Raw genomic sequence first — 12,220 nt, forward strand, 5'->3', positions numbered from 1 at the left:
TAATTGTTATCGAGCAAAGCCGAACCGAAAGGCAGGCGCAATGAGCAGCGACCTCGGCAGGCGGCCGGTCACCGTCGGAATCGACGGCTCCGACGCCGCGAAACAGGCTGCGACCTGGTCCGCAGCCGTCGCCGCGCGGCTCGGCACAAACCTGCAGCTCGTCCATTCGCTGCCGGGCCCCCGGAATTATTTCAGTGACGCCGCGCTGCGCGCGCGGACCGAATACACCCAGCGCCTCGCCGAAATCGGCCGTGAACTGCTCGACGACACCGCGGCGGCGCTGCACCGGCGGCACCCGGATCTCGAGGTGGTCACAACCGTCCATGACGGCCCACCCGACCTGGCGCTGCTCGAACACGGCGACCGCAGCCGGATGCTCGTGCTCGGAGCCACCGGCACGGGTGCGCTCGGTTCGCTGCTCACCGGCTCCACCGCGCTGCGGGTCGCCAACCGGTCCACCTGCCCGGTCGTGGTCTGGCGGGGCGATCCGGTCCCCGAACCGGGCACGGACCGCCGGCCGGTGCTGGTCGGCATCGACGGCAGCGAGGACGCGGGCCCGGTGGTCACCGCCGCGTTCGACATGGCCGCGGCGCTCGGGGTCGGCGTCCTCGCCGCGCACGCGTGGGGTGCCGGGGAGGTGGCGGGCCGCACCTCGGCGCTCGAACTGATCGACTGGGCAGTCGTCGAGGCCGAGGAGACGGCGTTGCTGTCCGAGTGCATCGCCGGGCAGCGCGAGCGGTACCCGGACGTGCCGGTCACCGAGATCGTCGAGCAGATCGGCGCCCGGCACCTGCTGCTGCGGCTGGCGACGCACGCTCAGTTGAGCGTCGTCGGCAGCCACGGCCGGGGACTGCTCGGCGGCCTGCTCCTGGGCTCGACGAGTCAGGCGCTGCTGCACCACGCGCCGTGCCCGACCATGATCTGCCGTCCGGGGGTGTGACGATGCTGCGCGGATCGATCCGGCTCGGCCGGGTCGCGGGGATAGAGATCCGGGCCCACTGGTCGCTGCTCGCGACGCTCGGGCTGCTGTCGTGGCTGCTTGCCGGGGCGATCCTGCCCGCCCGGATCAGCGGTCCGAGCCCCGCACAGTTCTGGATCGCGGGCGTCGCCGCGGCGGTGGGCCTGCTGGTGTCGCTGCTCGCCCACGAACTTGCGCACTCGGTGGTGGCGGGCCGCTACGGAGTCGGGGTGGACGGGATCACGCTGTGGCTGCTCGGCGGCGTCTCCGAGCTGCGCGACGAACCCCCGAACCCGAAAGCCGATCTGCGTATCGCGCTGGCCGGACCGCTCACGAGCGTCGGTATCGGCGTCGTCGCGCTGGCGGCGGCCTCGTTCCTCGGCCCGCCCGTCCCGGAGCTGGTGACCGCGACGATCGGCTGGCTCGGCGCGACCAACCTGGTGCTGGCCGTGTTCAACCTGTTGCCGGGTGCGCCGCTGGACGGCGGACGGGTCGTGCGGGCGGTGCTGTGGCGCCGCACCGGCGACCGCCTCGCGGCCGCGAGCGGCGCCGCGCGCTCCGGCCGCGCGGTGGGGCTGGCGCTGATCCTGCTCGGCGCCGCCGAGACGCTCGCCCTCGGCAGCGCGGGCGGCCTGTGGCTGATGCTCCTCGGCTGGTTCCTGCGGACCGCGGCCAACGCCGAGCTCGCGAACGCGTCGCTACGGCATCAGCTCGGCGACACCCGGGTCGGCGACGTCATGACGCCGTCGCCGGTGGCCGCCCCCGCGCGCTGGAGCGTGGCGCAGCTCCTCGCCGTCGCGGCCCGCGGCTCGCACCACCGGGTCTTCCCCGTCGTCGACGACGGCCACCGGCCCACCGGGGTGGTGTCGCTGTCCGACCTGACGCCCGTCCCGGAGGGCGAGCGCACGGTCGTCGCCGTCGCGGACCGGGCCCGGCCGCTGCCCGCGGCGGCGCGGGTGCCCGCCGACGCGTCGCTCGCCGAGGTCGCGAGCCGGGTGCTGCTGCGGCCGGGGCTCGACCTCGTGGCCGTCGTGTCGGGCGAACGACTGGTCGGCATCGTCACGGCGACGGACCTGGTGCGGGCCTGCGATCGCAGCGCGCTGGGCCTGCCCATCCGCCGCACACCGCCGCCGGACGAGCAGACCCGACCCGGGTATCCCTAGTCGCGCCGGACCACGAGCAGCGGGCACGGCGTCGTGTGCAGCAGCGCCCGGCTCGTCGAGCCGAGCAGCATGCCCTCGAAGCCGCCGCGGCCGCGGCTGCCGACGACGAGCAGCCGGGCGTTCTCCGCCCGCTCGAGCAGGTGGCGCACCGGGCGGTCCCGCACGACGACCCGTTCCACGTCGACGTTCGGATAGTCCTGCGTGCGGCCGGCGAGGGACTCGGCGAGCACGACGCTCTCCTGCTGGTCGACGTCCTCCCAGGTGGCTCCGGGCGTGCCGGCGACGACGTCGACGAGGTCTCGGTCGGACCATGCGTGCACCGCCACCAGCGGCGCCTTGTAGCGGTCTGCGGCCTCGAACGCGACGTCGAGGGCGTGCAGGCTCGCCGGCGAGCCGTCGACACCGACCACGACGGGGCCGTCCGCGCCCCGTCCGCTCTCGTCGGGCCCGGGGATCACCGCGACGGGACAGTGCGCGTGCGCGACCACCGCGGAGGTCACCGATCCGACCAGTCCGCCGGTGAACTCGCCGAGACCGCGCCGGCCGAGGACGAGCATCCGTGCCCGACCGGAATACCCGAGCAGCGCCTGTGCGGCCACCAGGCTCGACTGTTCGGTGCGTACGGACAGCTCGGGGTGCTCGCGTTCCACGGTCTCCGCGGCGGACGCCAGGTTCCGTCGCGCGGTGAATCGCAGTTCGTCGACGAACGGCGACGAGGCGCCGATCCCGCCGGCGTTCGCGCTGGAGACGAGCAGCAGCGGCGCCCCCGTGGAGACGGCCTCGCCGGCCGCCCACCGCAGCGCGGCGCGCGCCGGCGCCGATCCGTCGACCCCGACCACGATCGGCGCATCATTCATCGCCCGCTCCTTGTCCCGTTCCGTCCGGTTCTTCCGCCACCAGTGTCGCCATCCTGCGGTCGCCGCGCGGTCGGTTGGCGGAAACAGTTACCGTGCGGGTGTGCGCCGTGCCCCGCTGCCCGTCCGCGACGGCCTGAATCCGACCCGCCTGCGCCTGCCCGACGGCGGCTCCTGGGCGACGGTGGCGGAGTTTCTGCTGGCGCGCTTCCCCGCCGACGCGGCGCGCGTGCAGGAGAAGGTCGCGGCCGGTGAGGTCGTCGACGGTGCCGGCGCGGCGATCACCGGGAACACCCCGTACGCGGCAGGCCGATTCGTGTACTTGTACCGCGATCCGCCGGTCGAGGAGCGGGTGCCGTTCGAGATCGCTGTCCTGCATCGCGACGAGCATCTGCTGGTGGTGGACAAGCCGCACTTCCTGGCGACGACACCGCGTGGGTCGTGGGTGGCCGAGACGGCGCTGGTGCGGCTGCGCCGGGAACTCGACCTGCCGGAGCTGAGCCCGGCCCATCGGCTCGATCGGCTCACGGCGGGCGTGCTGGTCTTCACCGTCCACGCCGGTGCGCGCCGGGCCTACCAGTCGCTCTTCGATGCCCGCCGGGTCGACAAGGAGTACGAGGCCGTGGCCCGGCACGTGCCCGGGATGCGGTTTCCGCGCGAGGTGCGCAGCCGCATCGTCAAGGAGCGCGGCGTGTTGCAGGCGCGGGAGGTGCGGGGTGAGATCAACGCCCTCAGCCGCGTCGAACTGCTCGAAACGGACGCCGGGCTGGGCCGTTACCGGTTGCTGCCCCGCACCGGCAAGACGCACCAGTTGCGCGTGCACATGAATTCGCTCGGCCTGCCGATCCTCGGGGACAACCTGTATCCCGATGTATATGACGTTGCGCCCCAAGACTATTCACGACCACTGCAGTTGCTGGCCCGCGCGGTGGAGTTCGACGATCCGTATACAGGTCGACGGACCCGCTTCGCCAGCGCCCGAAACCTGGCAGCATGGAGGCACAGCACACCAGGACCCCGTTGATCGCACGGGCTCACGTCTTGGAGGACCCCATGGATAACGGCACCGTCTCGCGCACCTACGACGGCCGCGTCGCCCTGCGCTTCCAGCACGCCTTCGCCCATCCCCCGGACCGCGTATGGCGGGTCATCACCGACCCCGAGTACCTACGCGCCTGGTTCCCGGCCCGCGTAGAACTGGACCTCACCCCCGGTGCCCAGCTCGTCTTCCATGCCACCGAGCAGCAGGCCGAGCGCCTCGGGCTGCCCGCCGACCACACCGCCACGGGGACCGTCATCTCCGTGCATCCCGGGCGCATCCTCGAGTACATGTGGGACGCCGAGGTCCTGCACTGGGAACTGGTGCCGGACGGGTCCGGGGGCTGCTGGCTGACGCTCACGCACACCGTCGAGGACGAGGACTCGGCCTACGCGCACGGCGCCGACTGGCACGCCGGGTTCGAGGTGCTCGAGGCCCAGCTGGAGGGCCGGGACGTGAACTGGTCGCCGTGGGAACGCGCCCGGGAACTCGCCGACAAGTACCGCAACCCGTCCGACTGATCCCACTCGGCCGGTTGCCGGCGGCTATCCGTCCCGTCCGCTCCGGTCGACGAAGACCTCGTCGACCGGACGTCGCGACGTGGTGGGCAGTCCCCGCGCGCTGCGGGCCCCCAACCGGATCACCACCTGGGGAAATCCCGCGACCTCCCCGGTCCGCGCCGTCGCCGTGCGCACGATGCCGCGGCTGGCCTCGATCTCCGTCACGTGGGTGAGCGGGCACGTCGCCAGATGCGCCGCGGTGGCCTCGAGCAGTACCGCGGACATCGCCTCCCCCGCCCGCAGCCAGTCGATCCGCTCGTCGGCCCGGGTGCTGAGCACCGCCAGCGCCGACGCGTCCGCCTTCGGCTGCGCAGTGTCCAGAGTTCCTGCGCCCGTGGGGAACCGCCGTCCCACATCGATGTCCCCGGCGGCCTCGTCGTCGAGCAGCGCGGACGCCGGCACGCCCGTGTCGCCGGGCTCCGCGCGACCGGTCCACCAGGCCAGCTCCTGCCGGTAGGCCTCGTCGCCCTCGCGGATCGCCGCGCTCAGTTCCGACGCCCGCGCGAGGTCCGAGCGGGCCTCGGCGTCGAGGATCGACAGCGACGCCCCCTCCCGGCGGGCGGCGTTCTCCAGATCCACCAGGCTCTCGCGCAGGGTCGTGGGCGCCGCGAACGGCCGCCGGTCGGTGTGCCGGGCGCCGATCGCGAGGGCGAGGGCGGCGTCACGGGCGTCGACCGTGTGGGGCCGGTCGAAGTCGAGAACGGCCAGCAGGTCCGGTCGCGACGGATCCGGAAGCCGGGTCACGGTGGGGATCCACGACGCGGCGGACAGCGCGACGCGGGCGTGGTGCAGCGCCGCTCCGCAGCCGAGAACCAGCTGCCGGCCGCTCGGATCGGTGTGGCCGAGCATGCGCTCGGCGACGGCATACAGTTCGAGCCGTTCGCCCGTCCACTCCCAACGCCACGGCTGGCTGTTGTGCAGGGACGGCGCCCGGCACGCCGACTCGACCGCATCCCGGATCGCCGCGGTGTCCGGCCGGATCTCAGTAACCATCGTTGTCTCTCCCCCAGCCGCTCGACTCGACCGCATGCCGCTCCACGGACTCGACGATCTGCGCGGCCCAGGTCCCGATCGCGTCCCAGTCCCGGAAGTCTCCGGTGCGTCCTCCGGTCATGCGGGCAACCACGCGTTCGCCGGCGCCGAGCACCTCCGGATCCAGTTTCCCCGCGAACATCCGGTGCTCGCGCGCGCCCGTGCGCTCCGTCGCCAGGGAGGCGTCGTACGGCCTGTTCACGGGGCGGTCCTGGTCGCCGATCGGGCCCGAGGAGAACAGGAACACGGCGCGCTCCCGCAGCGCGCCGGCGTGCCGATCGACGAAGGTCTTGGCGGGATGCAACCAGTGCCCGAGGTAGACGGCGCTGCCGAGGACCACCGCGTCGTAGCCGTCCACGGCGTCGACCTGCTCGGGCGCGACGACGTCGACGTGCGCTCCCTTGTCGCGCAGGGCGGCCGCGATCTCCGTGGTGGAGCCGTGCCTGCTCGCCGCCGTCACCAGAATCCTCATCTGTGTCCTCCCCGGCCCAGGTTATTCGATGATCGCCCGACGGGCACGCGGTCGGACAGAGTCGAAGGGCCCCGCTCCCGGGCCGGCCGCAGCCGGGCCGATGCGGCGATCACGTGCGACGGGCACAGGTCGGTGCCGGGGTGGCAGAGTGGTCTGACGAACGCCGCCGACGAGCGCGACGAGGACACGCAGGGCAACCGCCGGAACAGGAGTCGGATCGCATGACCACGCCGCCCAGGATCGACGCGGTTCAGGAATCGGAACGCAAGTACGCGGTCGGGCACGCGCAGCAGCTGCCGGACCTGTCGGGCCTGCCCGGCGTCGCCGCACACCCCGAACCCGACCTCCAGCAGCTGTCGGCGCGGTACTACGACACCGACGATCTGCGACTGCTGCGCGCCGGGATCACCCTGCGCCGCCGCGAGGGGGGTCACGACGCCGGCTGGCACGTGAAGCTCCCGGCCGGCACGGACACCCGGACCGAGGTGCGCTTCCCCCTCGGCGACGACACCGCCCGGCCACCGGCCGAACTGCTCGCCCTCCTGCACGGGGTGCGCCGTGCGCGTCCCGTCGCGCTCGCGGCGGTGCTGAACACGCAGCGGTGGCGCCACCGCCTGATCGACGACGAGGGGCGGGCCCTCGCCGAGATCGTCGTCGACGACGTCGTCGCGACCCGAGGGGAGGGCAGCGAGCCGCAGCGGTGGCGCGAGATCGAGGTCGAGCTCGCCTCGGCCGGAACCGATCTGCTCGATGCCGTCGAGGATCGGCTGACCGCCGCCGGAATCGAGCGCGCCCCGAATCCCTCCAAGCTGCATCGGGCGCTCGCCGATCTGCTGCCCACCGAGGAGCCGGTGCCCGGCCCGGCCGGGCACCTGCGCGACTACCTGCGCGGCGAGTTGCGCACCCTCGAGCTCGCCGAGATCGGCGTGCGCCGGGACGCCCCGGACGCCGTCCACAGCATGCGCAAGGCCCTGCGCCGGATCCGCAGTGCCCTGCAGACGTATGCGGGAACCTTCGCGATCGACGACAGCCTGGTCGACGAACTACGTTGGACGGGAAGGAAACTCAGCCCCTCGCGCGACCTCGAGGTGCAGTGGGAGCGCATCGTGGACCGCGTCGCGGAGGTGCCCGTGGAAGCGCAGCGCGAGGCCATCCGCGCCCGCATCGACGAGTACTTCTCCGCCCGGTCGGACGCGGCCCGGCTCGAGGCCGTCGGCACCCTCGACTCGGACCGCTACGCGGCCCTGCTGGGTTCGCTCGACGCACTGATCGACGGGCTGGCGAGGGGGGCAGTCGGATCCGGTCCCGGCGAGCAGCGACGACAGGTTCGCCCGAAGGACCTCGACCGCGCCCTCGCCCGCCTCGCGAAGAAGGTCTCGCGCCGGGTCCGCAACGCCGGGGAGGCAGCCACGCACGCCGAGCGGGACGAACTCGTCCATCGGGCCCGCAAGGGCGCCAAGCGGATGCGCTACGCCATCGAGGTGCTGCGGCCGCTGCATCGCAAGCGCGCCCAGCGCGCCCTCGATCACTTCGACGACTTCCAGGATCTGCTCGGCGAATTCCAGGACTCGGTGGTCGCCCGCGAGCACCTGCTCGACATGGTCTCCGAGCAGGACCACACCGCCGAGTCGAGCTTCGGCCTCGGGATCGCCTACCAGCGCGAACTCGAGATCGGTGAAGCGCAGGTCGCGCAGCTCGAACGCGCGTGGAAGCGGGCGCGGCGGGCGGCGAAACCGCTGTGGAAGTGAACCACTGCCGACCGGGTCCTTGTCCCCTGGCCGACCACCGCCGAGAAAGGGCATGCTGAGCCCGGACGACGGAAGGAGGCGCGCATGAGCACCCCTGGAGAGATGCGAGCATGGCGTGTCGACATCCCACGCCCCGCGGCGGAGCATCCGCTGCGGCCGGTCCGGGAACCGATTCCCGAACCGGCGCCCGGGGAACTGCTGGTGCGTGTCCTCGCGTGCGGGGTGTGCCGTACCGACCTGCACGTGAGCGAGGGCGACCTGCCGGTGCACCGGCCGCACGTCATCCCCGGCCACGAGGTCGTCGGCGAGGTGGTCGGTGGCGACCTCGGCGAGCACCGGGTAGGCGACCGGGTGGGCATCCCGTGGCTGCGCAGCACGTGCGGCCGGTGCCGGTACTGCCTGCGCGGGGACGAGAACCTGTGCCCGAACTCCACCTACACGGGCTGGGACGCGGACGGCGGTTACGCCGAATATGCCACCGTCCCTTCCGCTTTCGCACTGACGCTGCCGTCCGGGTACGCCGACGCGGAACTCGCCCCCCTGCTGTGCGCCGGCATCATCGGCTATCGGGCGCTGCTGCGCGCCGAGGTTCCGGACGGCGGCGTGCTCGGCCTGTACGGCTTCGGCGGCAGCGCCCACCTCGCCGCGCAGGTCGCCCTCGCCCGGGGCGCCCGCGTGCACGTCATGACCCGCGGCAAGACCGCCCGGCGGCTCGCCCTCGAACTCGGCGCGGCCTCCGCGCAGGGCGCATACGACGAGCCGCCCGAGCCGCTGAACTCGGCGATCCTGTTCGCCCCCGCCGGGGAACTGGTGCCCACCGCTCTCGCCGCACTGGACGCCGGCGGCACGCTCGCCGTCGCCGGCATCCACCTCAGCGACGTGCCCCCGCTGAACTACCAGCAGCACCTGTTCCGCGAACGCCAGGTGCGCAGCGTCACGGCCAACACCCGCTCCGACGCACACGAGTTCCTCGGCTTCGCGAACGAACACCGCCTGCGCGTCACCACCACCGCGTACGGGCTCGACCGTGCCGACCGCGCGCTCGAGGACCTGTCCGCGGGGCGTTTCGGCGGCGCGGCGGTCCTGGTTCCGTGAAACACTCGACATGCGCCCCCGAGCGCGGAGAATGCACCGAGAAGGAGTTCGAATGAGCACACTTGCCAACCGGAATGCCGTCGTAGCGGGCGTGGACGGTTCCGCCGTCGCCACGAGTGCGGCCCGGTGGGCGGCCGCCCTCGCCGCTCGTCTCGGCGCGCCCCTGCACCTGGTGCACTCGCTGCCCAGCGAGGGCATCTTCTACAGCGAGGCCGCGGTGCTCATCCAGGCGCAGATGGTCGACCAGCTCCGGGAGGACGGCGAAGCGATCCTGTCGAACGTCACCGACGTGGTCCGCTCCGACCATCCGGATCTCGAGGTGCAGAGCTTCATCGGTCCGGGCCCCGCCGCCAACTCGCTGCTCGAGGCCGCCGAGGACGCCCGCCTCGTGGTGATGGGCGCCACCGGCGCCAACGCCGTGGAGAACTTCCTGCTCGGCTCGACCGTGCTGCGCGTGGCCAACCACGCCCCGTGCCCGGTGGTGGTGTGGCGCGGCGACACAGCACGACCGCTGCCGGACACCCGGCCCATCGTCGTCGGCGTCGACGGCAGCGAGCTGTCGACGGCCGCGGTCGGGCACGCCTTCGAGTACGCCTCGCTGTTCGGTGTGCCGCTGGTCGCGGTGCACTCCTGGATCGGGGACGCCGCCCTCGGCGTCGGCACGGTCGCGACGCTGGTGGACTGGGAGGCGGTGGGTGAGTCCGAATCCGCGGTCCTGTCCGAGACTCTCGCCGGCTGGCACGAGAAGTTCCCCGACGTGGAGGTCCGCCGCGTCGTGGACCGGGGCCCCATCGCGAAGGTGATCCTGCGCCAGCTCGAGGACGCACAGCTCGTCGTGGTGGGCAGCCACGGCCGCAGCCAGTTCACCGGGGCACTGCTCGGGTCGGTGAGCCAGAACCTGCTGCACAACGCGCCCTGCCCGATCATGATCAGCCGCAAGAAATGACCACCGGCCGGTGCCGCCCGTCGCCGGGCGGCACCGGCTCAGGCCGTCACGGTCCCGAACGCCATACCCACCGCGTACGTCACGATCATCGCGAGCGCACCGCCGATCACCACGCGGGACGTCGCCCGGCCGCGGCGCGCGCCGCCGAGCCACGCGCTGACCGAACCCGTCAGGGCCAGCGCCACGAGCACCGACACGAACGTGACGGGGATCCGCAAGCTCGCCGGGGGCAGCACGATCACGAGCAGCGGCACGAGGGCGCCGACTGTGAACGAGACCGCCGACGACAACGCCGCGGCCCACGGATTGGCCAGCGCCTCGGGATCGATGCCGAGTTCGACCTCGGCGTGCGCGGCCAGCGCGTCGCGCTTGGTCATCTCCTTCGCCGCGGAGCGCGCCGTCGCCCTCGACATTCCCTTGCCCTCGAGCAGCGCGGTCAGCTCCTCGAGTTCGGCGTCCGGCATCTCCTCGAGCTCGCGACGTTCCTTGTGCAGCAGCGCCCGCTCGGTGTCACGCTGCGTGCTGACCGACACGTACTCCCCCAGGGCCATCGACACCGCGCCGGCCGCGAGCCCGGCGAAACCCGCTGTGAGGATCGTCGATTCGTCGGTGGTGGCGGCGGCCACACCGACGACGAGGCCGGCCGTGGAGACGATTCCGTCGTTCGCGCCCATCACGCCGGCGCGCAACCAGTTCAGTTTCGCCGAGATGCCTCCGGAGTGCGGCTCGACGTCGGCGTGATTGAGGGAAGGATCGGTCGACATGCCGCCAGGCTAGGGCGATTCCGCGCGCCGCGGTAGCAATGCGAGCCTGTCCTCACCACGGTCCCGGACCGAGTTCCCGCTCCAGCCACGCGGCATCGGGGAGGGCGCCGTCGCTCGTGTCCACGACGCGAGCCGTGGGCCACTCGTCGCGCACGTGCAGCTGCTCGTCCAGGACGGCGGGCGTGGCGTCGGACGCGTCGTCGCCCCGCTCGCGCCGGGCCACGATGCGGCGGACCAGCACCGCCGGGTCCGCCCGGCACTCGATCTCGACGAGGTCGGCGGTCGCGGCGGCCGCAACCGCACGCGCCGCCGCGCGACGAGCCTCGGTGAGCCACGTCGCGTCCAGCACGACCGACTCGCCGTGGGTGAGCGCGACGACGGCGCGGCGCAGCACCTCCCCGTAGGTCTCGTCGGTGTGGGCGGCACTGTAGAGCCCGGCACCGACGGCGGCGGTCGCATCGGCGGTCGGGGCGAGACCGGCCAGTTCCTTGCGGACCACGTCGCTGCGCAGCACGGTCGCACCCAGGTGCTGCCCGGCGAGATGGGCCACGGTGGTCTTGCCGGTGGCGGACAGACCTCCGACGACGACGAGGCGGACGCGGCCCCGGTCGAGGTTGCGCCGCGTCTGGTCCAGGAACGCGAGCGCGCCGGCGCGCGAGTGCTCGTCACCCTGTTCGTGCCGCAGCGCGGCGACCTTGGCCCGGACCACGGCCCGGTACGCGATGTAATGGTGCATCAGCGACGGCGGGAACGCGTCGGCGGAGAACTCGGCATAGGCGGGCAGCAGCTGCCGCGCCGCCGCCTCGCCGCCGAGCCGTTCGAGATCCATCGCGAGGAAGGCGATGTCGAGTGCGGCGTCGCCGTAGCGCAGCCGGTCGTCGAACTCGAGGCAGTCGATGATCCGGGGGCCGTCGTCGAGGCAGAAGATGTCGTCGGCGAGCAGATCACCGTGGCCGTCGACGGCCCGCCCGGCGGCGATCCGCTCGTCGAGCACCCGTTCGCGGCCCGCGAGATAGCGGCCGGCCATGTCCCGGATCGCGGTGAGCGCGTCGCCGGCCTCGGCCCCGACGGGCAGGCGGTCGAGGTGGTCGAGGCTCTCGCGCCACAATCCGTCGAGGAACTGCGCCGTGGCACACCGGTCGATGGCCGGATCGCGCGGCGACGCGGCGTGCAGGGCCGCGACCTGCCGCGCGACGGCGGTGACGACCCCGGCGACGGGCTCGCCCCGCTGCACCAGCGCGGCGAGCCGCCGGTCGTCGGGCAGCCGGCGCATCTCGACGAGGTGCTCGCACACCTGCCCGTCGGGCCCGCGCACGTCGGCGACGCCGAGGTAGACGTCCGGGGCGAGACGCCGGTTGAGTTCGACCTCACGGTGGCAGGCCCGCTCCCGCGCCTGCCGGGTCCGGTTGTCGAGGAACCCGAGATCGAGTGGCTTCTTGAGCTTGTGCACGCGGCCCCCGACGAAGAACACCACCGAGGTGTGGGTCTCGCGGATCGCCGCGTATGCGGGTTCGGATCGGTCGGTGCCGGTCACGGAGTTCCTCCCCGATGAGGCTTGTCGAACGTCGGTACGCTGCCCACCTTGCCTC

12 protein-coding genes are annotated in these 12,220 nt (G+C 72.9%); 7 read left to right on the forward strand and 5 right to left on the reverse strand.

Annotated features, from left to right (window positions below; translation table 11 throughout):
• The first annotated feature begins 40 nt into the window (after positions 1-40).
• Positions 41-940: a universal stress protein gene (locus tag A4U64_RS18705; protein WP_006946938.1), complete on the forward strand. Its 900-nt coding sequence runs from the start codon at positions 41-43 to the stop codon at positions 938-940.
• A 2-nt stretch (positions 941-942) separates the two neighbouring features.
• On the forward strand, positions 943-2,121 hold the full coding sequence (locus A4U64_RS18710; RefSeq protein ID WP_065923530.1) for a site-2 protease family protein: 1,179 nt from the start codon (positions 943-945) through the stop codon (positions 2,119-2,121).
• Here A4U64_RS18710 and A4U64_RS18715 read toward each other — a convergent pair.
• Entirely contained in the window at positions 2,118-2,978 is an 861-nt protein-coding gene (locus A4U64_RS18715) for a universal stress protein (protein WP_029541723.1), read from the reverse strand. The two genes, A4U64_RS18710 and A4U64_RS18715, sit on opposite strands and share 4 nt — an antisense overlap.
• Positions 2,979-3,078: 100 nt before the next feature.
• On the opposite strand from A4U64_RS18715, the gene A4U64_RS18720 reads away from it, so the two are divergent.
• Together A4U64_RS18720 and A4U64_RS18725 are read left to right on the forward strand one after the other, a co-directional pair.
• A complete protein-coding gene (locus A4U64_RS18720; protein ID WP_006946943.1) occupies positions 3,079-3,999 on the forward strand; it encodes a pseudouridine synthase in 921 nt (306 codons plus the stop codon).
• A 29-nt stretch (positions 4,000-4,028) separates the two neighbouring features.
• Positions 4,029-4,535: an SRPBCC domain-containing protein gene (locus A4U64_RS18725; RefSeq protein ID WP_006946948.1), complete on the forward strand. Its 507-nt coding sequence runs from the start codon at positions 4,029-4,031 to the stop codon at positions 4,533-4,535.
• Between the two features lie 24 nt (positions 4,536-4,559).
• Here the strand turns inward: A4U64_RS18725 and A4U64_RS18730 are convergent, their stop codons facing one another.
• Both A4U64_RS18730 and A4U64_RS18735 read right to left on the reverse strand, forming a co-directional pair.
• The gene (locus A4U64_RS18730; RefSeq protein ID WP_044476558.1) at positions 4,560-5,567 is read right to left on the reverse strand and encodes an Acg family FMN-binding oxidoreductase; all 1,008 of its coding nucleotides are present in this window, start codon (positions 5,565-5,567) and stop codon (positions 4,560-4,562) included.
• The gene (locus tag A4U64_RS18735; RefSeq protein ID WP_232334104.1) at positions 5,557-6,078 is read right to left on the reverse strand and encodes a flavodoxin domain-containing protein; all 522 of its coding nucleotides are present in this window, start codon (positions 6,076-6,078) and stop codon (positions 5,557-5,559) included. The genes A4U64_RS18730 and A4U64_RS18735 overlap by 11 nt, the downstream gene beginning before the upstream one ends.
• Positions 6,079-6,299: 221 nt before the next feature.
• On the opposite strand from A4U64_RS18735, the gene A4U64_RS18740 reads away from it, so the two are divergent.
• The 3 genes from A4U64_RS18740 (at position 6,300) to A4U64_RS18750 (ending at position 9,867) form a co-directional block, all read left to right on the forward strand.
• Positions 6,300-7,826 (forward strand): CYTH and CHAD domain-containing protein, encoded by a 1,527-nt coding sequence (locus tag A4U64_RS18740; RefSeq protein ID WP_043799845.1) that lies wholly within the window; start codon positions 6,300-6,302, stop codon positions 7,824-7,826.
• Positions 7,827-7,928: 102 nt separating this feature from the next.
• Positions 7,929-8,921, forward strand: coding sequence for a zinc-binding alcohol dehydrogenase family protein (locus A4U64_RS18745; protein WP_065922955.1), 993 nt, complete (start codon positions 7,929-7,931; stop codon positions 8,919-8,921).
• Positions 8,922-8,973: 52 nt separating this feature from the next.
• Positions 8,974-9,867 carry a universal stress protein gene (locus tag A4U64_RS18750; RefSeq protein WP_044476559.1) on the forward strand — a complete coding sequence of 298 codons (894 nt, stop codon included), beginning with the start codon at positions 8,974-8,976 and terminating at the stop codon, positions 9,865-9,867.
• Positions 9,868-9,905: 38 nt separating this feature from the next.
• Here A4U64_RS18750 and A4U64_RS18755 read toward each other — a convergent pair whose 3' ends face one another.
• Entirely contained in the window at positions 9,906-10,631 is a 726-nt protein-coding gene (locus A4U64_RS18755; protein ID WP_006946958.1) for a VIT1/CCC1 transporter family protein, read from the reverse strand.
• Positions 10,632-10,683: 52 nt separating this feature from the next.
• Positions 10,684-12,165 carry a bifunctional aminoglycoside phosphotransferase/ATP-binding protein gene (locus tag A4U64_RS18760; protein ID WP_065922956.1) on the reverse strand — a complete coding sequence of 494 codons (1,482 nt, stop codon included), beginning with the start codon at positions 12,163-12,165 and terminating at the stop codon, positions 10,684-10,686.
• Positions 12,166-12,220 lie beyond the last annotated feature (55 nt).

This window comes from Rhodococcus sp. WB1 (genome assembly GCF_001700945.1).
Classification (GTDB): Bacteria; Actinomycetota; Actinomycetes; order Mycobacteriales; family Mycobacteriaceae; genus Rhodococcus; species Rhodococcus aetherivorans.